Origin of the sequence: Actinoallomurus sp. CA-142502 (genome assembly GCF_050936355.1) — a bacterium.
Classification (GTDB): domain Bacteria; phylum Actinomycetota; class Actinomycetes; order Streptosporangiales; family Streptosporangiaceae; genus Actinoallomurus; species Actinoallomurus iriomotensis.
The window spans coordinates 7050416-7075375 of sequence record NZ_JBNJMY010000001.1 but is presented as its reverse complement, the minus strand read 5'-3'; the positions used below and the strand labels follow the sequence as shown (position 1 = coordinate 7075375).

At 69.4% G+C, this 24960-nt stretch carries 25 protein-coding genes and 1 pseudogene; 15 read left to right on the top strand and 11 right to left on the bottom strand.

What is annotated here, in order from left to right; translation table 11 throughout:
- The first annotated feature begins 50 nt into the window (after positions 1–50).
- From ACQEV1_RS33350 to ACQEV1_RS33340, 3 genes are all read left to right on the top strand, one after another.
- A complete protein-coding gene (locus tag ACQEV1_RS33350) occupies positions 51–1247 on the top strand; it encodes an epoxide hydrolase family protein (protein ID WP_433398972.1) in 1197 nt (398 codons plus the stop codon).
- A 267-nt stretch (positions 1248–1514) separates the two neighbouring features.
- Positions 1515–1889, top strand: a complete 375-nt coding sequence (locus tag ACQEV1_RS33345) for an STAS domain-containing protein (RefSeq protein ID WP_285630231.1) — start codon at positions 1515–1517, stop codon at positions 1887–1889.
- Between the two features lie 103 nt (positions 1890–1992).
- Positions 1993–3651 (top strand): sensor histidine kinase, encoded by a 1659-nt coding sequence (locus ACQEV1_RS33340; RefSeq protein WP_433398968.1) that lies wholly within the window; start codon positions 1993–1995, stop codon positions 3649–3651.
- 5 nt (positions 3652–3656) lie between these two features.
- Here ACQEV1_RS33340 and ACQEV1_RS33335 read toward each other — a convergent pair whose 3' ends face one another.
- A complete protein-coding gene (locus ACQEV1_RS33335) occupies positions 3657–4112 on the bottom strand; it encodes a response regulator (protein WP_433398966.1) in 456 nt (151 codons plus the stop codon).
- Positions 4113–4332: 220 nt separating this feature from the next.
- Here ACQEV1_RS33335 and ACQEV1_RS33330 point away from each other — a divergent pair, with 220 nt between their 5' ends.
- The gene (locus tag ACQEV1_RS33330) at positions 4333–5070 is read left to right on the top strand and encodes a class I SAM-dependent methyltransferase (RefSeq protein WP_285630237.1); all 738 of its coding nucleotides are present in this window, start codon (positions 4333–4335) and stop codon (positions 5068–5070) included.
- A gap of 104 nt (positions 5071–5174) precedes the next feature.
- Complete coding sequence (locus ACQEV1_RS33325; RefSeq protein WP_285572662.1) at positions 5175–5450, top strand: isoamylase early set domain-containing protein; 276 nt, start codon at positions 5175–5177, stop codon at positions 5448–5450.
- Between the two features lie 4 nt (positions 5451–5454).
- Here ACQEV1_RS33325 and ACQEV1_RS33320 read toward each other — a convergent pair whose 3' ends face one another.
- Entirely contained in the window at positions 5455–6795 is a 1341-nt protein-coding gene (locus tag ACQEV1_RS33320) for an amidohydrolase family protein (protein WP_433398961.1), read from the bottom strand.
- Positions 6796–6930: 135 nt separating this feature from the next.
- Between ACQEV1_RS33320 and ACQEV1_RS33315 the strand changes: the two genes are divergently transcribed.
- Entirely contained in the window at positions 6931–7869 is a 939-nt protein-coding gene (locus ACQEV1_RS33315) for a LysR family transcriptional regulator (RefSeq protein WP_433398958.1), read from the top strand.
- On the opposite strand, the gene ACQEV1_RS33310 is transcribed toward ACQEV1_RS33315, so the two are convergent.
- Complete coding sequence (locus ACQEV1_RS33310) at positions 7854–9014, bottom strand: FAD-dependent monooxygenase (RefSeq protein ID WP_433398955.1); 1161 nt, start codon at positions 9012–9014, stop codon at positions 7854–7856. The genes ACQEV1_RS33315 and ACQEV1_RS33310 overlap by 16 nt on opposite strands.
- A gap of 172 nt (positions 9015–9186) precedes the next feature.
- Between ACQEV1_RS33310 and ACQEV1_RS33305 the strand changes: the two genes are divergently transcribed.
- The 6 genes from ACQEV1_RS33305 (at position 9187) to ACQEV1_RS33280 (ending at position 14385) form a co-directional block, all read left to right on the top strand.
- The gene (locus tag ACQEV1_RS33305; RefSeq protein ID WP_433398952.1) at positions 9187–9750 is read left to right on the top strand and encodes a snapalysin family zinc-dependent metalloprotease; all 564 of its coding nucleotides are present in this window, start codon (positions 9187–9189) and stop codon (positions 9748–9750) included.
- A 132-nt stretch (positions 9751–9882) separates the two neighbouring features.
- Positions 9883–10860 carry a DUF389 domain-containing protein gene (locus ACQEV1_RS33300; RefSeq protein WP_285630248.1) on the top strand — a complete coding sequence of 326 codons (978 nt, stop codon included), beginning with the start codon at positions 9883–9885 and terminating at the stop codon, positions 10858–10860.
- Between the two features lie 202 nt (positions 10861–11062).
- Positions 11063–11545 carry a hypothetical protein gene (locus tag ACQEV1_RS33295; protein ID WP_433398948.1) on the top strand — a complete coding sequence of 161 codons (483 nt, stop codon included), beginning with the start codon at positions 11063–11065 and terminating at the stop codon, positions 11543–11545.
- 87 nt (positions 11546–11632) lie between these two features.
- A complete protein-coding gene (locus ACQEV1_RS33290; protein WP_285630251.1) occupies positions 11633–12025 on the top strand; it encodes an HIT family protein in 393 nt (130 codons plus the stop codon).
- A complete protein-coding gene (locus ACQEV1_RS33285) occupies positions 12022–12513 on the top strand; it encodes a nucleoside 2-deoxyribosyltransferase domain-containing protein (RefSeq protein WP_433398944.1) in 492 nt (163 codons plus the stop codon). The genes ACQEV1_RS33290 and ACQEV1_RS33285 overlap by 4 nt, the downstream gene beginning before the upstream one ends.
- 525 nt (positions 12514–13038) lie before the next feature.
- Positions 13039–14385, top strand: coding sequence for a sialidase family protein (locus ACQEV1_RS33280; RefSeq protein WP_433398941.1), 1347 nt, complete (start codon positions 13039–13041; stop codon positions 14383–14385).
- A gap of 199 nt (positions 14386–14584) precedes the next feature.
- On the opposite strand, the gene ACQEV1_RS33275 is transcribed toward ACQEV1_RS33280, so the two are convergent.
- The 5 genes from ACQEV1_RS33275 to ACQEV1_RS33255 all read right to left on the bottom strand — a co-directional run bounded on the left by ACQEV1_RS33275 (position 14585) and on the right by ACQEV1_RS33255 (position 19641).
- Positions 14585–15526, bottom strand: coding sequence for a S1 family peptidase (locus ACQEV1_RS33275; RefSeq protein ID WP_433398938.1), 942 nt, complete (start codon positions 15524–15526; stop codon positions 14585–14587).
- Positions 15527–15928: 402 nt separating this feature from the next.
- Positions 15929–16723: an ABC transporter permease gene (locus ACQEV1_RS33270; RefSeq protein WP_433398935.1), complete on the bottom strand. Its 795-nt coding sequence runs from the start codon at positions 16721–16723 to the stop codon at positions 15929–15931.
- Positions 16724–16736: 13 nt separating this feature from the next.
- Positions 16737–17510: an ABC transporter permease gene (locus ACQEV1_RS33265; protein WP_433398932.1), complete on the bottom strand. Its 774-nt coding sequence runs from the start codon at positions 17508–17510 to the stop codon at positions 16737–16739.
- A complete protein-coding gene (locus tag ACQEV1_RS33260; RefSeq protein ID WP_433398929.1) occupies positions 17510–18442 on the bottom strand; it encodes an ABC transporter ATP-binding protein in 933 nt (310 codons plus the stop codon). Before ACQEV1_RS33260 ends, ACQEV1_RS33265 begins: the two co-directional genes overlap by 1 nt.
- 224 nt (positions 18443–18666) lie before the next feature.
- Complete coding sequence (locus ACQEV1_RS33255; RefSeq protein WP_433398926.1) at positions 18667–19641, bottom strand: hypothetical protein; 975 nt, start codon at positions 19639–19641, stop codon at positions 18667–18669.
- A 314-nt stretch (positions 19642–19955) separates the two neighbouring features.
- On the opposite strand from ACQEV1_RS33255, the gene ACQEV1_RS33250 reads away from it, so the two are divergent.
- Entirely contained in the window at positions 19956–20591 is a 636-nt protein-coding gene (locus tag ACQEV1_RS33250; protein WP_433398923.1) for a helix-turn-helix domain-containing protein, read from the top strand.
- Positions 20592–21416: 825 nt separating this feature from the next.
- Here ACQEV1_RS33250 and ACQEV1_RS33245 read toward each other — a convergent pair.
- A complete protein-coding gene (locus ACQEV1_RS33245; RefSeq protein WP_433398920.1) occupies positions 21417–22052 on the bottom strand; it encodes a hypothetical protein in 636 nt (211 codons plus the stop codon).
- A 140-nt stretch (positions 22053–22192) separates the two neighbouring features.
- Here ACQEV1_RS33245 and ACQEV1_RS33240 point away from each other — a divergent pair, with 140 nt between their 5' ends.
- Both ACQEV1_RS33240 and ACQEV1_RS33235 read left to right on the top strand, forming a co-directional pair.
- A complete protein-coding gene (locus ACQEV1_RS33240) occupies positions 22193–22987 on the top strand; it encodes a helix-turn-helix domain-containing protein (RefSeq protein ID WP_433398917.1) in 795 nt (264 codons plus the stop codon).
- Positions 22969–23070, top strand: a complete 102-nt coding sequence (locus tag ACQEV1_RS33235; RefSeq protein WP_433398914.1) for a DUF397 domain-containing protein — start codon at positions 22969–22971, stop codon at positions 23068–23070. The genes ACQEV1_RS33240 and ACQEV1_RS33235 overlap by 19 nt, the downstream gene beginning before the upstream one ends.
- A gap of 497 nt (positions 23071–23567) precedes the next feature.
- On the opposite strand, the pseudogene ACQEV1_RS33230 reads toward ACQEV1_RS33235, so the two are convergent.
- Both ACQEV1_RS33230 and ACQEV1_RS33225 read right to left on the bottom strand, forming a co-directional pair.
- Positions 23568–23624, bottom strand: a pseudogene (locus ACQEV1_RS33230) (hypothetical protein); the annotation flags it as partial.
- A gap of 262 nt (positions 23625–23886) precedes the next feature.
- The gene (locus ACQEV1_RS33225) at positions 23887–24813 is read right to left on the bottom strand and encodes an RNA ligase family protein (protein WP_433398911.1); all 927 of its coding nucleotides are present in this window, start codon (positions 24811–24813) and stop codon (positions 23887–23889) included.
- Between the last annotated feature and the right edge of the window lie 147 nt (positions 24814–24960).

The window sequence follows — 24960 nt, the reverse complement described above, 5'->3', positions numbered from 1 at the left end:
GGGGATATCGGGTGGACGTCACCGCAGGTGAGCGTCATAGCATGCGGCGCATGACGACACCGGCCGACGAGACGATCCGTCCCTTCCGCATCGACGTCCCCGAGGCCGACCTGGCCGACCTCCACGAGCGCCTCGACCGTACCCGGTGGCCGGACGAACTGCCCGGCGCCGGCTGGGCGTACGGCGTGCCGCGCGACTACCTGCGGGAGCTCGTACGGTACTGGCGGCACGAGTACGACTGGCGTGCCGCCGAGGCGCTGCTGAACCGGTGGCCGCAGTTCACCACCACCATCGACGGCGCGAACATCCACTTCGCGCACATCCGGTCGCCCGAGCCCGACGCGACACCGTTGATCATCACGCACGGCTGGCCGGGCTCGATCGTGGAGTTCACCGAGATCGCCGGCCCGCTGACGGATCCCCGGGCGCACGGCGGGGATCCGTCGGACGCCTTCCACCTGGTGATGCCGAGCATCCCCGGGTTCGGGTTCTCCGGGCCGACGCGCGAGCGCGGCTGGGAGCTGCTCCGCGTCGCCGCCGCCTTCGGCGAGCTGATGCGGCGTCTGGGCTACCACCGGTACGGCGCGCAGGGCGGCGACTGGGGCGCGGCCATCTCCCGCGAACTCGGCCGCACCCACCCCCAGCAGATCATCGGCGTGCACCTCACCCTGATCCCCGGCACGGGGGCGTCCTCTGAGCCGACGCCAGAGGAACTCGCCGCGCTCGATCCGGCCGAACGCGCGCGCACGCTCGCCTCCTGGGCCCGGATGTGGGAGTGGGAGAGCGAGCGCACGGGATACGCCGTCGTCCAGTCCACGCGCCCGCAGACCCTCGCGTACGGGCTGACCGACTCCCCGGTCGGGCAGCTCGCCTGGATCGTGGAGAAGTTCAAGGAGTGGACGGACTCCGACGAGCGGCCGGAGGACGCCGTCGACCGCGACCGGCTGCTGACGAACGTCATGCTGTACTGGCTGACCGGCACGGCCGGCTCTTCGGCCCGGATCTACTACGAGCGGGCGCACGCCGACTACTGGGGAAAGCCGCCCGAGCCCTCCACCGCACCCACCGCGCTCGCCGTCTTCCCGGAAGAGAACTTCATCGTGCTGCGTCACCTCGCGGAACGGGCGGACGAGATCGTGCGGTGGAGCGAGTTCGACCGCGGCGGCCACTTCGCCGCGATGGAGGAACCGGACCTGCTGGTCGGCGACGTCCGGGCGTTCTTCCGCGAGCTGCGGACCGTCACATAAGGTGACGGAATCTGTCTTCTCCGTGTATTCGCGATCTGTCCGGGTAGGGGGCCTGTCCAGGCGGGGCGGCCCGGTCCGTTCGCGCCCGGAACCGGCGCCTACCTCCTCGGGCCGGGCCGCCCCGTCGCGTCGTATCACATTCGCGGCCATAATGTGTGACCAGGCGAGAGGAAGCTGTCGCCGGGGAACGGTTCCGGGGTGGCCACCACGGGAACACCCGGGCGGCGCGGATCGTCAGTGATATGCCGGGAGTCATTGGAGGACGGCATGGAGTTCAGCGTCGAGCACACCGTGACGGACGACGGCATCGTGAGCGTGACACTGGCCGGGGCGCTCGACGTCGCGACCGCGCCCCGGGTGCGCGATCTGCTGATCCGCCTCATCGACGAGGGGCACCACCGCCTGGTGCTGGAGCTGAGCGACGTGGACTTCGTCGACTCCATCGGCCTGGGCGTCTTCGTCGGCGTGGTGCACCGGCTCCGCCCGTACGACAGCTCCCTCGCGGTGGCGGCGCCGTCCCCGCAGGCCCAGAAGGTCTTTGAGATCACCCAGCTGGTCCGGGTCCTGCCGATCTACGACACCTCCGACGCCGCGACGGAGGCCGTCCGCAGCGGCAAGGCCACGGTCGGGGCGCGCGGCTAGGGACCGGTCGACGGCCGCCGTTCGTTCGGCGGCCGCTCTCCGCGGAGATATCGTGTGCGTGCCGTGCCACGTCCCGGCTCGTCGACCCCTGCGCGGAGAGTTCATGGCCCCCGAATCCCGTTCGTCTTCCCTGGTGGAGCCCGCCGAGGAGGCGGACACCGCGCCCGCAGAGGAGGTCCCCGGCGCGGTGGAGCGGGTGCCGGCGGAGGGATGGTCGCGGCTGACCACCCGGCGCTGGCTCCAGATCGGCGTGGGCGCCGCCCTCGCGGTGCTGGCGATCCTGGGCGGGCTGGGCGTCTGGGTGTTGAGCCACGAGGGCGCGGTCACCGACCAGCTGGTCGACCGGCAGTCGTCGGCGCTCATCGCCTCGATCCACTACGAGGCGGCCATGCTGGACCAGGAGACCGGCGTCCGCGGATACGGCCTGTCAGGCCGCTCCGACTTCCTCGACCCCTACAACGAGGGCCGTGCCCAGGAGGCCACCGCGCTGCGGGCGCTGCGCACGCTGTCCGTGGGTCCGCGAGAGCGCGCCGACCTGGCGCTGGTGATACACCGCGCGGAGATCTGGCGGGCGTGGTTCGCCGACCCCATCGTCACCGGGAAGGGCGACGCGGTGACGCGCCTGGCGAGCGAGCGGGCGTCCGAGGGCAAGGCCGAGTTCGACGCGCTGCGCTCGGCGATGGCCGCCCAGCAGCAGCACCTGACGCAGGCCCGCGCCGACGGGCGCGCCGACCTCCGCACGGTGCAGACCGAGCGGAACGCCGTCTTCGCCGGCATCGCGGTGGTCATCCTCGTGCTCGCCGTGCTGATGTTCGTCGGCCTGCGGCGCGGGATCACGGTGCCGTTGGAACGGCTCGCCGCCGACACCGGGCAGGTCGCCGACGGCGACTTCGGCCACGTGATCACCGGTTACGGCCCTGCCGACCTGCGGCGGCTGGCCACCGGGGTGGAGGCGATGCGGCAGCGCCTCACCGAGGAGCTGGTCTTCTCCGGAGAGGCACGGGACCAGCTCGCCGACCAGGCCGAGGACCTGCGGCGTTCGAACGCCGAACTCGAGCAGTTCGCCTACGTCGCGTCACACGACCTGCAGGAGCCGCTGCGCAAGGTGGCGAGTTTCAGCCAGATGCTGCGGCGCCGCTACAGCGAACAGCTCGACGAGCGGGCCAACCAGTACATCGACTTCGCCATCGAGGGCGCCAACCGCATGCAGGCGCTCATCAACGACCTCCTGCAGTTCTCCCGCGTCGGCCGGGTCCACGTGGCCCGCGTCGACGTGGACCTCGAAGAGGTGTACGCCACGACGGTCAGCACGCTGAGCATCACGATCGAGGAGGCCGGCGCCCGCCTGTCCCACGATCCGCTGCCCACCGTCACCGGGGACCCCGGGCAGTTCGGCCTGCTGCTGCAGAACCTGCTGTCCAACGCGGTCAAGTTCCGCTCGCCCGACCGTACGCCCGAGATCCGGGTGACCGCGGAGCAGCAGGACGACATGTGGCACTTCGCCGTCACCGACAACGGCATCGGGATCGGCCCGGAGTACGCCGAGCGGGTCTTCGTGATCTTCCAGCGGCTGCACACCCGCGACGCCTACCCGGGCACCGGGATCGGGCTGGCCATGTGCAAGAAGATCGTGGAGTTCCACGGCGGCACCATCGGGGTGGACCCCGACCACGAGCCCGGCGCCAGGATCACCTTCACCCTGCCGGCCCGGGAGAGCTCGCCGGAGCCGGCCGAGGAGGTCGAGCAGGCCGAGCAGGCATAGGGGCCTCAGCTGCCGTTGCGCGGGTCGCCCGGCAGGTGCTCGGCGAGCTCCCGGTAGAAGGTGTCGATGTTGCGCACGGCCTCGATGAAGTCGTCGAGGTTGACGGGCTTGACGACGTAGGCGCTCGCGTGGGTGGCGTACGCGGACGCCACGTCCTCGTCCGCCGCGGACGTGGTGAGGACCACCACCGGGATGGCCTTGAGCGCGGGCTCCTGCTTGAGGATCTTCAGCATCTCCGCGCCGCTCATCCGCGGCATGTTGAGGTCGAGGACGATGAGGTCCGGGCGCGGCTGAGCGGGGTCGCGCAGGTACTCCAGCGCGGCGACGCCGTCGGACATCTGAACGAGGGAACGATCCCCCTCGGAGCCGTCGAGCAGGGCTTCCTCGACCAGCAGCGCGTCCGCGGGATCGTCTTCGACGAGCAGAATGCGGTAGGGGCGTACTGGCGCGTGGGCGGCCATCGCGACTCCTGTCATGGCGGGCTCACACCGCGAGCCCACAGCGGGTATGGGGGCGCGCCGGCTTTCAGAGTCGTCCGGCACGGTCAGGTCCGATTCTAGGGGCGCACCGGCGCGTGGTGACGCCGTGTGGCCGTAATTGTTGTCACACGGCAATAAAGTCGGCGCGGCGTCGTACGGGAGGGCCTGCGCCGTGCGCCGTCCCGGAGGTACGGTGCCGCTCATGACGACCGTGCGGAGACGGGGATCCTACGGCGTGGACGCACCGTACGTCGTGTTCGGTCTGGCGTGCGCCGTCGTCGGGATGGTGTTCGCCGGGATCGGCGTGACGTTCGGCTTCGGCATCGCGTTCGGCTGGATCCCGTTCGCGGTCGCCGCGATCGAGCTCGTCAGCGTCGCGTTGTACCTCCACACGACGCGGCGGGGAAAGTTCGTGGTCTGGTCCGGGCTCCTCGACGACCTCGGCCTGCGCGGCGACGAGCGGCTGCTCGACCTCGGCTGCGGCAGGGGAGCGGTGCTGCTGATGGCGGCGGAACGCCTGCCGGCGGGCGAAGCCGTCGGCGTCGACCTGTGGCGCACCGTCGATCAGTCCGGCAACGCGCCCGCGGTGACCGAGCGCAACGCCGAGGCCGAAGGCGTCCGCGACCGGATCGAGCTGCGCACCGGCGACATGACAGCGCTGCCGTTCGACGACGCGTCCTTCGACGTGATCGTCTCCAGCCTGGCCATCCACAACATCAAGAACCCCGGCGCCCGGACCCGCGCCATCGACGAGGCCGTACGCGTCCTGCGCCCCGGCGGGCGGTTGCTGATCGCCGACATGGCGGCGATCGACGACCACCGGCGCCGGCTGGCGGACCTCGGCCTGACGGACGTCCGGGTCCGCCCGCTGGGCTGGCGCATGTGGTGGGGCGGGCCGTGGATGGGCACCCGCGCCCTCAGCGCCGGCAAACCGTCCTGACCCGACCGCGTGAATTCTGCGTTACACGCCGTGTCGACTTGATCCCACCCTGTCGCTAGAAGGGAGAATCTTCGTGCATATCCCCCTGTACGAGGAGTCTCCCCATGCTCAGGCGTTCGCCGCTGTTCGGTCACAAGACCCGCGTCACCTTCAGGCTGCCCCTGGACGAGCCGCCCGGTGTCGTCAGCGTCGTCGGTGACTTCAACGGCTGGGAGCCCGGGCGGCACGAGCTGCTCCGGCGGCGTCGTGGCTTCCGGAGCGTCTCGGTGACCCTCACGCCGGGCACTCACCGGTTCCGCTACCTGGCCACCGGCGGTGTCTGGTTCGACGACGAGACGGCGGACCACACCGACGACCACGGCTGCGTCATCAAGGTCTGACCGGTCAGGCCGGGACCAGCCCGGTCCCGGCGGACAGCCGCCGGTGCGACGCCTCCCGCAGATGCGAGGCCCGGCGCGCGGCCGGCCCGGCCAGGCGGCCCGCGTGTTTGACCACCTCGCCGTCGATGATCACCGTGTCGACGTCGGCGGCGCGCGACTCGAGCACGACGGCGGCCGGGTCCCGCCAGGGCGCCATCGGCCCGTCCACGATCGTCAGGTCGGCGCGCTTGCCGGGGCTGATGGTGCCGATGCGGCCGCCGAGGCCCAGCGCCGCGGCGCCGGCGACGGTCGCGAACCGGAGCGCGTCCCGCGCGGTGAGATGGACCGGCGTCTCGCCGTGCGTGGACGCGACGGCGATCGCGCGCTCCCGCTCGCTCGCGAGCGCCCTGCGCATCTCCCCGAACAACCCGGCGCTGCCGTCGGCCGCCAGGTCGGTGCCGAGGGCCGGCAGTAGCCCGTGCGCGACCGCGCGGCCGGTGACGGGGAACCGGCCCGTCCCGGTCGCCCTGGCCATGGACACGTCGGCCATCGGGCAGGCGACGACCGATCCGCCGGTGGCCGCGATCCGGTCCAGGTCGGTGCCCGAGAACCGCACGCCGTGGGCGTGGTGCACGTCGGGGCCGAGCAGGCCGAGCCGGTCGAGGGTGTCGATGGTCCGGGACCGGCCCAGGTACGCCGGGAGCCCGGAGCGGATGCTGATCGGCACGCCGAGTTCGCGCGCCAGTCCGAAGTCGGCCGCGGTGACCTCCGGAGTGGAGAACTCCGGTCCCCGCAGGGCCAGGCCCATCGTGACCCGCGCGGTGTCGTCGCAGAGCAGTTCGGACCGTACGCGCCGGACGTCCGCCGGGTGCCGCACCGTGCTCTCCGCGAACCACTTCATCACGTCGTCGCCGATCGGCGGCCCGTACAGGAACAGCGCGCGAATGCCGGAGTCGCGCAGGGCGCGCACGTTCTCGTCGGCGTGGGCGGGCGTCGTGATGATCTGGGACCAGTCGGCGACCGTCGTGACCCCGGAGTCGATCGCCCGCAGGGCGCCCCGGAGCACACCGGCGTAGACGTCCTCGGGCCCGTACCGGTCGGGCGGTTCGGCGAGCACGGCCCCGAGACAGTTGTCGGGAGACGCCTCGCCGCTGATCGCGCTCTGCCAGACGTGGCGGTGCGCGTCGACCAGGCCGGGGATGACGATCTTCCCGGCGGCGTCGACGACTCTCGCGCCGGGCGCCTCCAGCCCCCGGCCGACCGCCGTGATCGTGTCGCCGTCGATCAGCACGTCCCCGTCGGGGATCTCGCCGATCGACTCGTCGAGGCTGGTCACATGGCCGGAGCGTATGAGTAGGGTGGACATGTTCCTCCAGGTGGATCAGGGTGTGCGCCGGTCTGTCCGCTGCGGCCCCATGAGTTCGATGTTTCGCCCACTCGTCCATCGATGTCCAACATCAAAGTCGGATGGCCCGATCCGGATCAGAGATGGCGGGATGACATGGAGACGCGGAAACTCGAGGTGTTCCTGGCCGTCGCCGAGGAGCGGAGCTTCACCAGGGCGGCCGAGCGCCTGCACATCGTGCAGTCGGGCGTCTCCACGTCGGTGCGGTCCCTGGAGCGCGAGCTCGGGACGCCGCTGTTCGACCGCATGGCGCAGCGCATCACCCTGACGGAGGCGGGGCGGGCGCTGGCGCCCGAGGCCCGGCGGGTGCTGGCCGCCGTACGGCACGCGCGGCAGGCGGTGCAGGAAGCCGGCGGCGGGCTGCGCGGCACGCTGGAGCTCGGCGTGCTGTTCGGCGTCACACCCGATCACATACGCGAGTCGCTGGCCGTCTTCCGCGAGCGGTTCCCCATGGTTGACATCCGGCTGCGGGCGCCCGAGGCGCGCGGGGCCGCGGGCCACATCGAGCGGCTGCGCGACGGCAGCATGGACCTGGCCGTGCTGATCACCATCGGCACGGTGCCCGGCATCGACCTGTACCCGCTGACGGACGGCGAGGTGGTGCTGGCGTGCCCGCCCGGCCACCGCCTCGCCGACGCCCCGTCCATCGGCCTCCACGACGTGGTCGAGGAGACGTTCATCGACTTTCCGCCGGGCTGGGGCGTACGCGGCGCGGTCGACCGGGCGTTCGTCACCGCCGGGATCCAGCAGCGGCACATCACCTTCGAGACGGGCGACATGTCGAGCATCCTGGACCTCGTCCGCCTCAGGGCCGGCATCGCGTTCGTGCCGGTGCCGATCACGGCGGACGTCAAGGACCTGCGGTTCGTCCCGGTACGACCGCGCCCGCCGACGTACCAGATCGCCCTCGCCGCCTCCCGCGTACGCCGGCCGAGCCCGGTCTCCCGTCAGTTCCTGCGGACCGTGCTGGCCAGCGACGACGACACCGCGGCGGCGGCCTGGCGCCGCCGTCGCGGCGCTCACACCGACGAGTAGTCCCGCAGCTCGATCCCGGTCGCGAACCGGTCGGTCAGCTTGAGCATCATCCGCAGCATGAGCGTGGAGTTGAACATCCAGTTCCGCATGCGCATCCGCAGCGCGCTCGGCGGCGCGAGGAACGGCCCGGCGTTGCCCTTCCTGGCGATCGCCGCATAGTCGCGGAACCCCTCCTCGTACCGCGCGAACGCCGTACGGTGGTCGCCCCGTGCCGCCAGGAGCTCACCGGCCAGGACGTACGCGCCGACGATCGCCAGCCCGGTGCCGAACCCGCCGAGGGTGTTGGCGTACGCCGCGTCGCCCAGCAGCACGACCCGGCCACGGGAGTAGTGCTCCACCTCCACCCGGCTGATCGAGTCGAGGTAGAAGTCCCTCGCGCCGGGGATCCGGGCCAGCACCTCGGAGGTCCGCCAGCCGCCGCCCTGGTAGGCGTCGATCAGCAGCTTCTTCTGCCCGTCGACGTCGAAGCGGTCGTAGTCGAGGCGCTCGGAGGCGAAGACCAGGAACGCCGGCGCCTTCGGCCCGCCGAGCGAGACCATCCGCCCCGGTTCGTTGTACATGGCGGGGTCGCCGTCGAGCCCGACGTCGGCGAGCGCGTAGTAGTGGCCGAGGAAGTGCACGAACTCGCTCTCCGGCCCGAACGCCAGCCGCCGGACGTTGGAGTGCACCCCGTCCGCGCCGACGACGAGGTCGAACGTGCGCGGCGCGCCACGCTCGAAGGTGACCTCGACACCGCCGTCGGTCTCGGTCAGCGAGGTGATCGAGTCGCCGAAGACGTACTCGCAGCCGTCCGCGGTCCGTTCGTACAGCAGCCGGGCCAGGTCGCCGCGTCGGATCTCGATCTCCCCGCCGGTGAACTCGCCGGGGATGACGGCGAGACGCCGGCCGTCCGCGTCGACCACCGTCTGGTCGCGGCCGCCGGTCCGCAGCCGCCGCACGTCCTCCAGGATGCCCATGCGCTCCAGGACCGTACGGTGCGTCGCGCCCTTGAAGTCGACGGCCTGGCCGCCGGGCCGCAGGGCGGGTGCCTTCTCGACGACGGTGACGTCGCAGCCGTACCGGCGGAGCCAGTACGCGAGAGCGGGACCGGCGATGCTCGCGCCGGAGATCAGGACGCTGGTGTTGGTCAGCCCGTTGTTCGTCATACCGGTGATCGTCGGGGGAGCCGCTGACCGGCCACTGATCATCCGCTGACCGTCGCTGACGAGCCGCCGGCCGCATCCGGTGACTCTTTGCTTTGCTGCTTGTTACGACACTGTGTCATGAATAGTCTGAGGCGGACCTGACCCCCCGTGCCCCGTCGAGGAAGGCCCCGCCATGGCCCACCGCACCCCTGCCCGCATGCTGACCTGCGCCGCAACACTCGCCCTCTCGGCGGTCGTGGTCCCGACGGCCTACGCCGCACCCCATCCCCTCGCGCAGACCGTCCTGCACTACGACGACAGCCAGGCCGCGGAGTTCCGCAGCGCCGTCGTCGCCGGCGCGAACTCCTGGAACGCCGGTCTCCAGAACGTGCGCCTGGTCGAGGCCACCACCGGCCAGACCGCCGAGATCAAGATCGTCGCCTACGACGGCTGGCCGGAGACGACCCTCGGCCCGGCCCGCCCCGGCGGCCGGCACAGCACGGTCTACTTCGGCCGCGAGGCGGTCAACGAGGGCTACAACACCATCCGCATCGCCGCCCACGAACTGGGCCACAGCCTCGGCCTGCCGGACAACAAGCCGGGCCCGTGCTCCTCGCTGATGTCCGGCTCGACCGGCGGCGTCTCGTGCACCAACGCCACACCGAACGCCGCGGAGCGCGCCGCCGCGGACGCCAACTACGCGAGCCCCGCGGCCGTACCGCCGGCCTCCCTCGCCCTGATCGTCGACGCCCCCTGAGCCGGCCGTCGCGCCCGCCGTCCCACCCTGAGGACGGCGGGCGCCGCGATCTTCGACCTGCCGGGACGATCACGGCCTGATCATGCCCGTCCCCCCTGTGGCCGGGCGGATCGCCGGTCGCGATGCGGCACGATGTTCTCCGTCAAGTCGCGGGCGAAACGGTCGGGGTCGGAGATGTTGCACCTGCGGGCGATCACGCCCAAGGATCGGACGGATGACGTGTGCGGGCTGCTCGGCGAGAGCCCCGGCGTCACGAACGTGGTGGTGCTGCCCGAAGCGGCACGGCAACCGATCGGCGACCTGGTCATGTGCGACGTCGCCCGCGAGGCGGTCAACGAAGTCATCGACGGGCTGCGCCGCCTCGGGCTGGAGGATGAGGGGTCGATCGCGCTGGAGCGGGTCGACGTGTCGATCTCCCATGTCGCCGAGGCGGCAGAGGAGAACGCCCCGGGACATGGGGACGACGCGGTCGTGTGGGAGGAGATCGACCAGCGTACGGAGGAGGAGACCCGATTCACATGGTCGTTCGTCACGTTCCTGGTCCTGGCGACGATGCTCGCCGGGATCGCCGCGATCATCGACAGCTCGATCCTCATCGTCGGTGCCATGGTGCTCGGACCGGAGTTCGGCGCGATGGCGGCCATCTCGTACGGCCTGGTCCGCGGTGACTGGCGGCGGATCGGGCGCGCCCTGGGCGTTCTGGCCGCCGGGTTCGCCGTCGCGATCGTGGTGACGTTCGTCTGCGCGCTGGTCGGTCGGTGGACGGGCGTCATCGCGGTGGATCAGCTGCCGGCCCACCGGCCGCAGACCGGGTTCGTCTACCGGCCCGATCGGTGGTCGTTCATCGTGGCGGTGCTCGCCGGCGCGGCCGGGGTACTGTCATTGACGGCCGGAAAGGCCTCGGCGTTGGTCGGTGTCTTCATCTCGGTGACCACAGTGCCCGCCGCGGGCAACATCGCGGTCGCCCTCGCGCTCTCCCACAACGGCGAGATCTGGGGTTCGGCCGTCCAGCTCGGCGTCAACCTGTCCGGAATGGTCATTGCCGGCGCGGCCATCCTGCTGGTCCAGAAGGCCGCCTGGGCGCTGGTGCACAAAAGACGCACCACGTAGCACATGAGAACGTGCTTTGGAGGGGATCACGGAGTTCGCCGCAATCACGCGAGCCGCGCGGTCATCCCGTCGGCCTCCCTCGTCCTGATCGTCGACGCCCCCTGACCTACCCGGTGCGCCCGTCGCGCCCGCCGTCCTACCCTGATCACGGCGGGCGCCGCGTGAAGGGCGGTGTGTCCGACGAGGCCGAGGAGCGCGCGCGATGGACGTCAGGAACTTACGGTCGCCGCTGGGTTGCGCCGCGGTCCTGATCGGGATGGCGGGCCTGGCCTACGCATGTGGCCCGGACCGGTTCCGGGGTGCGTCATCGTGCGCGCCGCCGGCGCTCGAGTTCCATGTCGGCTTCTCCACCCGGCAGACCGGTGGCTGCGCCGGCGTGTACGGCTATCTGGGGCTGGTGAAGCTGAAGACCGGCCGTGTCCTCACGGCCGAGGTCCCGGGGGCCCGTCCCGCGGGCCCGCTGCCCGAGAGCAGCGCACCGGCGGTCGTCTCGGTGGTCTCCCGCTCTTCCAACGGGCACACGGAGAAGCTCAAAGCCGTCGCGGAGGGCGCCGCCGACCTGATCGTGCGCACTCCGATCTGTCATGAGGAGGATTTCGTCACGACGCCCTCGCCCCGGTTCGTCGGCTCGAAGGCGGTGAGCGGCCCCTGCCGGGTCCTGCGGATCGAGGTCACCGGAGGCTGAGGTCACCCGCTTCGCCCCCGCCACCGCATCTCCCGGCCCGGCCGTGCGCGTCAGAAGCCGCGTCTCACACCCAGGAGGGAAGAACCCGTGGACGTCATCCACGACGTTCCCGCACAGGCGGAATGCGTCTTCTGCGAGATCATCGCCGGACGCGCGCCAGCCGCGGTGGTCCGCGAGTGGCCCGAGGTCATCGCGATCCGGCCGCTCCATCCCGTCACCCCCGGGCACACGCTGGTCATCCCGCACGCCCACGTCGCCGACGTCGGAACCGACCCGGCCGTCTCCGCTCGCACGATGGCGGCCGCCGCGCAGCTCGCCGGCGAACTCGCGTCCGCGAACGTCATCACCAGCCGCGGTGCGGCCGCGACCCAGACGGTCCGCCACCTTCACCTGCACGTGGTACCCCGCCGGCGCGGCGACGGTCTGCCGCTGCCCTGGACGCCCCAACGCACCGCCCGACAGACCGGAGGCACCCGATGACCGGGCCCCTGACGCTCGTATGGGCCCGCGAGCCCATCCCCGCGGGCGGAACCAGCGTGTTCCTGGCCGGCCCCACCCCACGCCGCAGCGAGGTGCCGTCCTGGCGACCCGCCGCCGTCGAGGCACTCGCCGCGCAATGGACCAGGCCCGAACCGCTGACCGTGCTCACGCCGGAGTCCCGGGACGGCATCCGCGCCGCCCACTACGACGACCAGGTCGACTGGGAGACCGAAGCCCGCGCCACGGCCTCAGCGATCCTGTTCTGGATCCCGCGGGACCTGCGCACAATGCCGGGCTTCACCACCAACGTCGAGTTCGGCCTCGACGTCAGCACCGGCCGAGCCGTCCTCGGCTGCCCACCCGACTGCCCCGACCCCGAGCGGAACCGGTACCTGATCTACGTCGCCCGACGCCACGGCGTCCCCGTCCGCGAGACCTTGCCCGACACCGTGGCCGCGGCACTCGCCATCGCCACCGGCAGGGACTAGGAGAGCCACTGATGACGATCAACGATTACTCGGTGTCTCCCTCGTGCTTGGATATCCAGAAGTCCCATTCCTCATAGTCGGGACGGTCCGGACCGATGGCGATGAGAGCATCGCCGATTATTCCGTTGGTTTCGGCTCGCATCGGCACCGTCAGCGAGCAGCCTTCGGTGCCTCTCCTTGGCCGCAATCGGCCAGAGACGACCCGCCGTCGCAGGGAGACGCCGGTCCTTGATCAGCGCCAGCGACTGATCAAGGCATTGTGGCGGCAATGATGACCGCGCCGAGAAGGCAGAAGAACACTCTTTAATGATCTTGAAACTGTTAGCGTCGCTTCTGCCGTTTTGGCGCCTTTGGGAGCGCACTGCCCGGTGGGCGGCAGCGTCCCCATGGAGACACCCCCATCGAGGATGAGGAAAGGCACCGTTGAAACGACTTTCCAGGTCAGTGGTGGCCGCGGCGGCCACCCTGTGCGCCTGCGCCTTTGTGACTCAGTCCGCGTTCGCGGATGGTTCTGACCCCGCCGGCGTGGTGCGGGTATCGGGTGGCAGCGCGCTGCCGGCGGGTTGTGGACTGCCCGAGGGCGACGGTTACGTGCTGAACCCGAACACCGAGGTCCAGCCCATGGTGGCGCGGGATCCGAAGCGGCCGGGGCACCTCGTCGCGGTGTACCAGCAGGACCGGTGGAACCGGTACGGCAGCAACGGGGCCGTCACCGCCGTATCCGCCGACAACGGCGCGACGTGGCATCCGTCGGCGGCCCAGCCCGCGTTCTCCCGGTGCAACGGCGGTACCGCCGCCAACGGCGGGGACTACGACGTCACGACGGACCACTGGGTGACGGTCACGCCGTCCGGTACGGCGGTGGCCGCGTCGTTCTCGCTGTCGCGTACGGGCGAGGTGACGGCGATGCTGGTGTCGCGGTCCGGCGACGGCGGTGAGCACTGGGGTGCCCCGGTGACCCTCCAGCGGGACGACGACCCGGAGTTCTTCAACGACCGACCGGCGGTCACCGCCGACCCGTACCACCCGGGCGTGGTCTACGCGGTGTGGGACCGGGTCGACACCCAGCCGAACGGCGACTGGGTCCAGCCGGTCTACCTGGCGAAGTCGACCGACGACGGGCGTACCTGGACCACGAAGAAGGCCTACGACTTCCCGGCCAACAGCGGCGCCATCGGCACCGAGCTGGTGCCGATGGCCGACGGGACGCTGTTGATCGGCATGCACCAGGAGACCAACACCACCGCCGCCACCCAGGTCATCCGCTCGACCGACGGCGGCGCCACGTGGTCGGCGCCGACGCTGGACGTGGCGGCCCCGTTCACCGTGGGCACCAAGATCCCGGACCCCGACAACTCGGGCGACCCGGTGCGGAACGCCACGCTGCCGCTGCTGGCGGCCCGGCCGGACAGCAAGGTGGTGAACGCGGTCTGGCAGAGCCAGGACGCCGACGGCACCTTCCACGTCGCGTACGCGCGGTCCACTGACGACGGGAAGACCTGGTCCAGCCCGGTCCGCGTGGACAGGACGCCCACCGGTTCGGCCGCGGTACCGGCGATCGCCGTGTCTCCCGCCGGCACCGTGGCGGTCACGTACTACGACTTCCGGAAGAACACCTCCGCCGCCACCCTGCCCACCGACTTCTGGGCGGTCACCTGCTCGGCGGACTGCACGAAGCCCGCGTCCTGGCGCGAACGGCACATCGAGGGCTCGTTCGACGCGCGGACGGCGCCGTCGACGAGCTCCGGCCGGATGATCGGCGACTACACCGGCCTGGTCTCAACGGGTTCGGCCTTCGTGGCCGTGTACGGCGTGACCACCGGCGACACCGCCAACCCGGTGGACATCCACAGCGCGACCTTCTACAACTGACCGCCCGGCTGCGACCCGCCGACGCACGTAGCGCCGGCGGGTCGCCCCGTACGTGACGGCCGAACCGCGACAAAGCCAGGCCGGAAACCGGCGCTCGACGGACCCGTACTTCGCCGACAAGGCCACGATGTCGCGATTTCGAGGCGTGGTCGCGGACACCATCAGTGTGACCGGCCCGGGATCAGTCGGACCGCCTCGGTCACTTGCCCGGGGCGCCCAGCGTGTCCGGAGCGAGATCACCCGGAGTGATCAGATTCCGCTGTACGGACGCCGATGCCGAACGGTCGTGTGCCGCGATCGTGTTGATGATCCACGGCAACTCGGGTGACACCTTGGTGAGAGCGTCTCGGTTGATCGCACCGTTCGGCCCCACCGAACAGACGTTCGGTATGAGGTTCCCGGAACCGTCCTTGAACGACGAGGCGTTCATAATGGCGTTCTGGATCCCGAACACCACCGGCTGCGACCGTCGCCGTTTGGTCACCTTGTCCAGCACCTGCAGTGTCAGAAACTCCGGCGAACCGGAATCGCCGAAACAGGCACCGGACTTGCCGTCCTTGGACGGCACCAGGCACATCATGGTGGCCGGCTCCATGAGTTGGGTTCCCGACGGGCTCAACAGATCGCAGACGTGATCGTCGACTCGCTTCATGGACAGTTCCTGCAGGTGCTCCGGTTTGGACTTCCAACACGGGTCCGTTGAGTCACCGAGAAGGTCGTCGCAGGTGAGGCCCCAGCCCTGAAGGGTTCCCGGCGTGGTCTTCGGTTGCTCGAACGCCGCCAACGGCAGCGGTTGGGAGTGAGCCGGCTCCGCCAGCTGTACCAAGCCGCCGTCGTTGTTGAAGCGGGCGCCGGTGGGGTCCGAGGCCGGATCGCGGAACACCGCCTTGATCGGGATGGCTTCGCCACCCTCCTTCCAGGAAAGCGAATTCAGTCGAGCCTGACCCGTCGTATACGGGATGCAGTGCCCCGCCGTGAGGACCCAGGTCGGGGCTATCAGCACGCCGCCGCATTCGAAGTTGGCGGTGGCCTCGGCACCGTCGGCTCCGCCGGAGGTGGTACTCGAGAAGCTCTGCAACGAAGTCGCGTATGGAGTCGTCGCCGGAACGCCGCCGACGATCGCCGACGCAGGTGTCGCCATGTCAAGAAGTAGCACAGTGCCGGTTGCTGCGGCTGCTATTGCTGCTGAAAAACGTTTGATGAACACAAACGCCCTTTCATCGTTCTAGCAACGAAACCCTCTCGGAGTGGATGAGCCTAGAGCTTGGAAGCGTCCCCCGCCAAGAACTATTTCCGTGGCCTTATCGCAACTGACCGTGAAGAAGTCATCGAGGTCGAGGTCATCGCCACGCTCGTGCACCGCGCCACAGATCTTCCACCAAAGTGGTATATACACCTGCCTTGTCGTGCAGTTTACTTGCCTCAATATGTAACCGGGTAATTGAGGCTCCGGCGAATGGCGGCGGCTCACTCAATCCACTCGATTTCCCGCCGGGACGACTCAACGAAGGATTCGAGTTCCGCTGCGCAGCGATAGAGGAGCTCAGTCGCGCAGGGTGCGTTCGAGGCGGTGTACGGCCCACGTCAGGGCGGCGGTGCCGAGGAGCGCGAGGTAGGCCACCGCGACGGCGAGGTGTGCGCTGGTCGTGCCCAGGAAGGCCGCCCGGGTCAGTTCGATGCCGTGGTACAGCGGCAGGGCCTCGACGAACACCTGGATCGGGCGCGGGTACACGTTCAGCGGGAAGAACGTCGTCGCGAACAGGAACATCGGCAGCATCACGAGCTGGATGAGCTGGAAGTCCTGCCAGCTCCGCAGGAACGTGACCACGAGCAGGCCGGTCGAGGCGAACGTGAAGCCGATGAGCAGCGCGCTCGGCACGACCAGGAGCGCCGCCGGCGTGTGCACCAGGCCGAACGCGCTCACCACCGCCAGGAACGCGGTCGAGACGAGCGTGCCGCGCAGCAGCGCCCAGGACACCTCGCCGAGCGCCACCGAACGTACCGACATCGGCGTGGTGAGGATCGACTCGTACGTCCGGTCGGTGGTGAGCTTGGCGTACAGGTTGAAGGTGGTCTCGTTCATCGCCCCGTTCATCGCGGCGGTGGCGAGCAGCGCCGGCGCCACGAACTCCGGGTACGGCACGTCGCCTCGCAGTCCCGGAACATGGCCGACGAGGGCTCCGATGCCGAGGCCGAACGCCAGCAGGTACAGCAGCGGCTCGAAGATCTCGGCGAGGATGACCGGCCACGTGTGCCGGTAGATCATCAGGTTGCGTTCGACCATCGTCCAGGGCCGGCCGTGGCGCGGCCGTACGGGCGGGTTCGCGGTCACCGTCACGGGGAGCTCCAGGTCAGACGTGCAGCGTACGGCGGTAGTTGCGGCGGGCGACGAGCAGCCCGGCGACGGCCATGGCGGTCAGGTAGCCGACATGGACGAGCACGCGGAACGGTGTGGCGGTGCCGAGGGCGACGGCGCGGCCGAGGTCGACGCCGTGCCACAGCGGGGTCGCCCAGGCCAGCGGGCGCAGCCACGACGGCAGCTGTTCGACCGGGAAGAACGTGCCGGAGAACATGTACAGCGGCAGGACGGCGAACCGGAAGACGGCGCTGATCTGTGAGGGCCGGGTCACGGTCACCGACCAGGCCGCCGCCGGCGTGGCGAACGCGACCGCGACCAGCAACGCGATCGGCACGAGCAGCGGGGCGCGCGCCGGATCGACCGCGCCGAACACCACGCTGATGCCGGTGAACAGGACGGCGTTCTGCACCGCCCGCAGTGCCCAGAACATCAGGTGCCCGTACAGGATGTCCTCGGGCGAGAGCGGGGTGGCGGCGGCCGCGCGGTAGTTGCCCCGCTGCCGCACGCTCTGCAGGACCGGGCCGGCCGCCTCCAGGAACGCCGTCTGCATGACCGCGGCGACGAGCATGCCCGGCAGGATGAACCGCAGGTAGGACTCCCCGTGAAGCGCGCCGTCGCGGTCGACCAGCTTGCCGAGACCGAGCCCGAGGGCGGTGAGGAAGAACAGGGGGTTGGCGACGCTGATCACGATCGAGCCGCGCCAGGTGCGGCGGTAGCGGAACAGCCAGTAGCCGAGCTCGCGGAAGGCCGGTGCCGACGTGCCCATCAGTCGACCAGGGAGCGGCCGGTGAGGGTGAGGAAGACGTCCTCGAGCGTGGAACGCCGGATCAGCGCGGTCCGCGGCCGTACGCCGCGCGCGTTCACCGCCGCCAGGGTCTCCTCGCCGTCGTCGGTGTAGAGCAGCAGCCGGTACGGGAGTTCTTCCATGCGTTCGGCCAGGCCACGGCACTTGTCGATCATGACCTGCCGTTCGTCGGCGGCGAACTTCAGCTCCAGCACCTCGCGGCTCGTGTGGCGGGCGATCAGCTCGGCCGGGGTGCCGGACGCCACGATTCTCCCGGCGTCCATCACCACGAGCCGGTCGCACAGTTGCTCGGCCTCGTCCATGTAGTGCGTGGTGAGCAGCAGGGTCACGCCGTCCTGCTTGAGCCGGTACAGGCGTTCCCAGAGCAGGTGACGGGCCTGCGGGTCCAGGCCGGTGGTGGGCTCGTCGAGCAGCACGATCTCGGGCTCGTTGATGAGCGCCCGCGCGATGGTGAGCCGCCGCCGCATGCCGCCGGACAGCGTCCCGACCGCGTCGCCCGCCTTGTCCTCCAGCCGCGCGAACTCCAGCAGCCGTGCGCTGCGCTCGCGCAGGACCTTCCAGGACAGCCCGAAGTAACGGCCGTAGATCAGGAGGTTCTCGCGTACGGTCAGCTCGCCGTCGATCGTGTCGTCCTGCGGGACGACGCCGAGCCGGGCCCGGATCGCGGCCCCATCGGTCGCGCTGTCCCGGCCGAGGATGCGCAGGCTGCCGGCGGTGACCGGCGAGACGCAGGCGATCATCCGCATGGTGGAGGACTTGCCGGCGCCGTTCGCGCCGAGCACCCCGAACGCCTCGCCGCGGCGTACCTCCAGGTCGATGCCGTCGACGGCGGTGAACTCGCCGTACGTCTTGGTCAGGCCCTCGGCCAGGATCGGCACCGGGCCCGCGGTCATGTGGTTCCCCTGACGCTCGGCAGCATGATGTAAACTTACCGATCTCGCGCAGGTTCTTGCAATGAAATATCGTTGAGCTGAAGCGCTTTCGTCCGCCAGTTGCGCAGGCGTCCGGGGATGGAGCGGCGATGGGCTCGTCGATGTTCTGTTCACCCGCGGATTAGAAAAGGTCCATGTCCTGTCGTGCTGATTATCTGGCGTTCGCCCGGTAGCTCTTCGGCGTTTTATTCGTATGCCTTGGCCATGGCGTGGAAGGACCGTTTGGGGGCGAGGCTGCCGTCGGGCATGAGTTTGCATACCCCGTAGGAGGCCATGTCGAGATCGAAACGCGGATCCGTGCGATGTGGAAACTCGTAGCCGGCGAAGGTGAACCAGAAGGCGGTGTCCACGCCTTCCTTCTCGAATACTGCCATCATCTCGCGCAGATAGCGGGCCTGTTCCTCCTCGTCGCGGACGTAGTTGCCGTCAAGGCGAGGCGGATCGGCTTCGTAGTCGACGATGGCCCAGCCGAAACCGCCGCGCTCAGCCGCGCCCCGGTACGTGCAGCAGCCGAACTCGGTCGCCGCGAGCGGCTTACCGTGCCGGAGGTATTCTCGCAGGCCCTGGCGGAAAGCGTCGCTGGCGTCGCCGTAGGCGTCGACGCTCACGATGTCGAAGGGCGCCCAATCGATCTGTTCCCACGTTCCGGCGGCGTAAGTGACCTTGCCGCGGAACCGTTCGCGCACCGTCGCCGCGACGTCGGCCAGAACGGTGTCCAACCGGGCAGCGATCTCGGCGAGCCGGGCCGCTGCCTCGGTCGCGTCGGGGTTGTCGCCGGCCACGGCATTGATCCTGGCGAAGGTGTCGTCTCCAGGGAGGAAACCGGCGGCGAACAGGCTCAACTCACAACCCGCGACGAGGACATCCGCTCCTACTTCCTGGGCGCGGTCCGCGCAGTCGGCGAAGTAGGGCACCAGCTCCCTTGCGGACAGTTCGCAGGGGAACGGGGAGAACCAGACCTCCAGTCCGGCGTCGGCGGCGTGCTCGGCGGCGAGCGCCAGCCGCGCGGGGTCGCCGCCGGTGATCCGCACGGCATCGCAGTGCAGATCGTCGGCGATGACCCGGATCTCCCGCCGCACGGCCTCAGCGTCGAAGACGGGCCGCGAACTCCGCCCACCGGGAGTGAAGCCGGTGTCGTAATTGATGCCTTTGGCGCGCATGTCATCGCTCCTCACCAGGCCGCCGCAAGCGCGGTCATTCTGCGATATCGGCTTTTCGCGTAGTAAAACGGTTCCAGGGTGTCCGGCCCCGTCCGGGTGCTGTCGTTCGGCTACCGGATCCGAAGGTTAGGTAAGCCGCGAAACACCGGTCAACGACGCCTCTCCCGGATTCACAGCGTCTTCGCTGTTCAGTGCCACTATGGGTGATTGCAATGACGATGCCGGATAATGCAACATTGAGGCCACTCGTTGCAACGGCCGGCGACTGGCTCGCATACTGGTGTCCAGACAACCGAAGCCGAGGAGCCGGCCGGATGCCAGGACGCAGGCTGACCAGAGTCGACCGGCAGCAGATCGCCGAAGGCTTGGCGCAGGGCCTGGACTACGCCGGGATCGCCCGCCGCCTGGGCCGTCCCACCTCGACGGTGAGCCGCGAGGTCGCGCGCAACGGCGGGCCAGGCCGCTACCGCGCGGACCTGGCCCAGCTCGCCACCCTCCACCGCGGCCGACGCAGCCCCCGCCCGCCGGCAGCCGCGCGACGGGCCGGCGAGCGCAGCGGCCCCGACCCCGACGCGGCGGCCACATTCATCGCAGACCTCACCGCGGCCATCATCGAGACCGGCATGCCGCGCACCGCCGCGAGCGTAATGGCCTGTCTGTTCACCTCCGAGACCGGCAGCCACACCGCCGCCGAACTGGCGCAGTACCTGCAGGTCAGCGCGGCGACAATCTCGCACGCGGTCGGCCTGCTACAACAGCACGGGCTGATCCGCCGAGACCGCGACAGCCAGAGCCGGCGCCACAGGTACTTCCTCGACGAAAGCGCGGGCCTTCGCTCCGCGGTGGTCGGCGTCCGCGCCAACCAGCAACTCGCCGCCACCGCCCTGCGCGGCGCCGACATCTTCGGAACCGACACCGCTGTCGGAACCCGGCTCGCCACCGCAGGCTGATTCCTCGAACAACTCGGCAACGACATCCTCCGTGCCGCAGAAAAGCACTGGCGCGCCACCGCGCCCACCTGGCCCAAGCACACGCAGACAACCCACTCAACGACACCATGAGGAACGCCGCCAAACACTGACCGTTGATCATCACAACCCACACCGTCCGGTCGGCTTCGCGTGCCGTTCTAGATCGTCCGCCGCCACCGCAAGGCAATCGGGTCGGCATGACGGCTGCTCATTTCGGGGCGACAAGCGCTGGTGCTGCCTCGTTAAGGCCAGCGCCGCCTACAGAACTACGAGGTCACCCGAGGATGAAAAAGGGTCGGTGATACCGTCCCACGACGCGGCGAATCGCGATCCCCGGGTCTTCCCCGAGCCGGAGCGAATGGATTTCGCACGCCACCCGAACCCTCACCTTGCCTTCGGGTACGGCATGCATTACTGCGTCAGCGTGCACCTCGGCGGGCTCGAGGTCCGTACCGCGATGCGGTTGCTGCTGCGGCGACTGCCCGGCCTCCGGGTGGGAGTCCCCTCCGCGAACGTGCGATGGAAGCACGGCCAGACACTGACGAGCCCGGTGCCCTGCCCGTCATCTGGTGATGACGCCGTAGAAGGTGACGCCACGCCCGCCGTCTTTGCCGCGGACGGGGGCGCCCGACGTGGCTGGCGATGACGGGTGGATGACCGATGAGCCGGGCAGTGCGTGATCTCCGCCTTCCACGCACCGCGGCCACGGGCTCGAGCTGCGGATCTGCTGCGACTACATCGCCGATCCGGCCTAACTGTTCAAGATTGCCTATGGCTCCGGGCCGGAAGGCCCGGCGGAAGCGGTCACGTCGTCGAACGCCGGTCCGGGTTCACGACCGTCCAGTCGTGGAGTGCGCGCATGAGCTGGGCGGCCTTCAGGTATCTGACGCGTGGGTCGTCGTAGGCGAGGGTGGCCGGTCCCAGGCAGATGAGACTCCGGCCGCGGGGTTCGTACAGGGTGCCGGACACGGCGACGAGTGGGGCGTCGCGGACCCGCAGTGCCAGCGCGCCGCGGCTCCGCAGGTACGGGCAGGCGCGGCGTGACGTTCCCGCGCAGCGTAGGCAGACCGGGGGATGGCCGGTGACGTCCTCGTCGGACCAGCCGCGCCCGGCGTCGCCCACGAGCCAGAGGACGCCTCGTTCGTCCCGGTCGGCCGGTTCGCCGCAGACCTGGCAGAGCAGGTGTCGCATGGCGTGACGCTGCCGGTACGGGTGCACCCCGCCGAACTCGGGCACGCCCTCGCCCGGCGCGTGGACGTAGCGGCTCCACAGCACCCCGCGTTCGTCGCGGTCGCCGGGCCGCTCACTCGGATAGCCGATGCCGGAACGGCCTTTCGTCACCACCGGCGTCCGGACCGGCCGCTCGCCACTCCAGCGGACGATGTACGGAACCAGCCCGGCGCGGACCAGACGGCTTTCATTATCGGAATTGTCGTTCATGGGGTATTTTCGCCTTATCTGATTGCCGGTGTTTCTTTGCAAAGAATGGCGTGCCTCCAATAGCCTGTGAAGTGCTCCGGTGCGCACGAATGACAAGTGCGAGGTAGGTAAAGGACGAGCGCGAGAGGGTGTGAATCTCGATGTCAGCACGCATGACAGGAAGAGAGTTCTTCGGGCGGCGGCTTCGCATCGCCCGAGAGCAGCAGGTCCCGAAGCTGAGTCGCCGTGCCATCGGAGAGCGGGTCCGAGTGTCCGACTCGGCCGTCGCCGCATGGGAGTCGGGGCGTAACATCCCCGACCCTGACACGCTGAAGAATGTCGAACGCATCCTCGACACGGGCGGCCTTCTTCAGGACATCCTCGAGAACATGGTCACGGGGGAGAAGCCGCAGGAGTTTCAGGGGCAATGGGCGCAGACCGAGGCTCAGGCAACGCTGCTCTTACGATTCTCGTTCGACCTCGTCCCCGGCCTCCTTCAAACTGAAGAGTGTGCGCGAGCGATTCTGCGCAACGAAGATCACGTCAAGGTCCGCATGTCACGTCAACAAGTGCTGACGAAGGAGAATCCGCCAGTCCTCGTCGCACTCATCGACGAGAGCGTGCTGCACCGCAATGTCGGTGGCGCCCAGGCCATGAGCGATCAGCTCAATCACCTAGTGGAGATGGCGGGTTATGAGCATGTGGTGATTCAGGTGATTCGCCTGAGTTCTACCATCGGGTCTCAATACACCGGTTCGTTCACGATCGCCAGTTATAATGGCGAGCCTGAGGTTGCTCACATAGATGATGCGATCAGCGGTGACGTGGTGGAGAGTGCCGATGAGGTGTTCAGGCTCCGGCGCATGTTCGAGCTCCTCCGGAAGCACGCGCTGAGCGAGCAAGAGTCGGTCCATCTCATCAAGGAAGTGGCGGAGTCGTGGAGCAGCAGGGTCTGAACTGGCGGAAGTCCTCGCGTAGCAACGCGAATGCCAGTGAGTGCGTCGAGGTCGCTCGGGTCGATCGCGACGAGGAGCTGTAGCGAGCGGTAGTTCGTGAAGGTCGGGCTCGTTTCCGGGCCCGGCCTTCGTGGCTCTTCGAAGTTAAGCGGGCTTGAGGTGTCCGCGGTGGCGTGGGGTGGTCGCGAGCAGGTCGAGGAAGTTGCGGTCGACGTGTTTGCCCGGGGAAGCGCGCAGCCGAGCGGGTCAGCCAGTTACGCATCCGCCATTCCGGGTCGGTGCCGCGGCCGCGATGCCCGCGCTGGGTGAGCGTGATCCGGTGGCGGACCTCGTCGACGCCGAGCACCGCGACTGGCTCCGGCTCGTTCGGCAGCACGCTGTTCGCGTGGGTGGTGAACGTGTCCGCGACGACTGGCCAGGAGACGCCGTGATCACGGGCCGACTGCACGATCGTGCGGCCGGCGTCAGCGACCGCCGGCCCAGCCGCCTGCCGTAGCCGGGTGGTCAGCCGGGCGCGGGCCGGGACCTGGTCGACCTGCTCGGTGAACGACTGCCGCGGACAGGCTGCAGTCGGGCAGTACCAGCGCCGTTTACGCCAGCGCAACCGCACCGGCCGCCCAGCGACCAGCAAATCCCGCGGCCGGGTCGTGGTTCATTGCTTGACCCGTACTGCCTTCTGCCCGCACTGCGGGCAGCATCGTGCCTGCACAGACCCGGTGGACAGGTCCACCACCGGGAGCAGCGGCGTCCAGCTCGACCCGCTCAGCGACAAGGTCGTGCAGGCCCAGCAGGCGGGTCGTGTCGTTGGCCATACTCACAGCTCTTCAGTGTGGCCATCCGATTAGACACTCAGATGATCGCTGAGGGGCCGCGAGCCTGCCCCCTCCCCGGCTGCCTCCCTAGCATGACTGCCGTTGGACGGTTTGCCGTATGTGTTCCTGTAGGGCGGTCTCGGTCGTGGGGTCGAGTTGCGCCATTGCGGCAGGAAAGGCGTTGGTGAGGTCGATGAGGAGGTCAAGGACGGTTTCGTCGGCGATGGCGGCTTGGTTTTCGCCCACTTTGGAACGGGCGGAGGCGAGGCGTATTGGGTTGACCATGTGCTCGGCGATTGCGAGCAGGTCTGTTGGCGTGAGCGGGGCGTCGGCGTTGAAGGGCCGACTCTGGTCAAAGCGTTGCTCGTCGAACTCGGCGATCTTGCGTTTCAGGATCGATCGTTTGGCGGGCGGCAGCGACTGGTCGGCGCGGATGACGATGCCCTCGGCGAGGTTGTCCGGCAGGGGCGGTAGCCCGAGCGTCGCGGGGATGGTGGTGACGAATCTTGTCGACACCGTGTCGAGGTCGGGCAGTCGGCCGCGTCGCAGCAGCGGCACGACGTCGAGCCCGGCGGAGCCTGCGATGTCGCGGACCTGTGCGTACGGCAGGTACACACCCTCGTCGCCGCTGGTTGTCTGCATGAGTACGTCGAAGAGCGCGAACCGTAGGTCGGGGGAATACCAGATTCCGGTCTGCACGGCGGTGGCCCCTGGCGCCGGGGGGACGTCGGGATGCGGGTAGGCGCCTCCATACAGTTCGCCGTAGAGCCGCACGGTGCTGCCCGGCCCCGGTAGCGCGGCCTCGGCCGCCGCTGACAGCCGGTCGCGCAGCAGTTGCCATCCGAAGAAAGGTTCGTCGTCGGATAGCCATGCTTTCCGCTTGCCGACCCGCGTTGTATGGCCATCCGCCGCAACGACCAGCTGTGCTCCGTGGATCTTCTCGGTGGCGATCCACGGACCGGCGATGTCGTCGGCGCTCGTCGTGGCAATCTTCGGGTACTGGGTATGCTGCACTCGATCATTGTCGGCACGGTCGTCGTCGATATCATCCGGATTTCTCGTTCCTACGCCCGGCCGCTCTGGTGGCCCAGGAACTCGACCTGCTCGTCGAACGGATTGGCCCGCTGTTTGCCCGCCGGGAACGTCCGCACCAAGCGGAGA

Bases quoted from the DNA above. Each gene is read 5' to 3' on its own strand.
- ACQEV1_RS33350 (WP_433398972.1), top strand. From the start codon at position 51: ATGACGACACCGGCCGACGAGACGATCCGTCCCTTCCGCATCGACGTC.
- ACQEV1_RS33345 (WP_285630231.1), top strand. From the start codon at position 1,515: ATGGAGTTCAGCGTCGAGCACACCGTGACGGACGACGGCATCGTGAGC.
- ACQEV1_RS33340 (WP_433398968.1), top strand. From the start codon at position 1,993: ATGGCCCCCGAATCCCGTTCGTCTTCCCTGGTGGAGCCCGCCGAGGAG.
- ACQEV1_RS33335 (WP_433398966.1), bottom strand. From the start codon at position 4,112: ATGGCCGCCCACGCGCCAGTACGCCCCTACCGCATTCTGCTCGTCGAA.
- ACQEV1_RS33330 (WP_285630237.1), top strand. From the start codon at position 4,333: ATGACGACCGTGCGGAGACGGGGATCCTACGGCGTGGACGCACCGTAC.
- ACQEV1_RS33325 (WP_285572662.1), top strand. From the start codon at position 5,175: ATGCTCAGGCGTTCGCCGCTGTTCGGTCACAAGACCCGCGTCACCTTC.
- ACQEV1_RS33320 (WP_433398961.1), bottom strand. From the start codon at position 6,795: ATGTCCACCCTACTCATACGCTCCGGCCATGTGACCAGCCTCGACGAG.
- ACQEV1_RS33315 (WP_433398958.1), top strand. From the start codon at position 6,931: ATGGAGACGCGGAAACTCGAGGTGTTCCTGGCCGTCGCCGAGGAGCGG.
- ACQEV1_RS33310 (WP_433398955.1), bottom strand. From the start codon at position 9,014: ATGACGAACAACGGGCTGACCAACACCAGCGTCCTGATCTCCGGCGCG.
- ACQEV1_RS33305 (WP_433398952.1), top strand. From the start codon at position 9,187: ATGGCCCACCGCACCCCTGCCCGCATGCTGACCTGCGCCGCAACACTC.
- ACQEV1_RS33300 (WP_285630248.1), top strand. From the start codon at position 9,883: ATGTTCTCCGTCAAGTCGCGGGCGAAACGGTCGGGGTCGGAGATGTTG.
- ACQEV1_RS33295 (WP_433398948.1), top strand. From the start codon at position 11,063: ATGGACGTCAGGAACTTACGGTCGCCGCTGGGTTGCGCCGCGGTCCTG.
- ACQEV1_RS33285 (WP_433398944.1), top strand. From the start codon at position 12,022: ATGACCGGGCCCCTGACGCTCGTATGGGCCCGCGAGCCCATCCCCGCG.
- ACQEV1_RS33275 (WP_433398938.1), bottom strand. From the start codon at position 15,526: ATGGCGACACCTGCGTCGGCGATCGTCGGCGGCGTTCCGGCGACGACT.
- ACQEV1_RS33265 (WP_433398932.1), bottom strand. From the start codon at position 17,510: ATGGGCACGTCGGCACCGGCCTTCCGCGAGCTCGGCTACTGGCTGTTC.
- ACQEV1_RS33260 (WP_433398929.1), bottom strand. From the start codon at position 18,442: ATGACCGCGGGCCCGGTGCCGATCCTGGCCGAGGGCCTGACCAAGACG.
- ACQEV1_RS33255 (WP_433398926.1), bottom strand. From the start codon at position 19,641: ATGCGCGCCAAAGGCATCAATTACGACACCGGCTTCACTCCCGGTGGG.
- ACQEV1_RS33250 (WP_433398923.1), top strand. From the start codon at position 19,956: ATGCCAGGACGCAGGCTGACCAGAGTCGACCGGCAGCAGATCGCCGAA.
- ACQEV1_RS33245 (WP_433398920.1), bottom strand. From the start codon at position 22,052: ATGAACGACAATTCCGATAATGAAAGCCGTCTGGTCCGCGCCGGGCTG.
- ACQEV1_RS33240 (WP_433398917.1), top strand. From the start codon at position 22,193: ATGTCAGCACGCATGACAGGAAGAGAGTTCTTCGGGCGGCGGCTTCGC.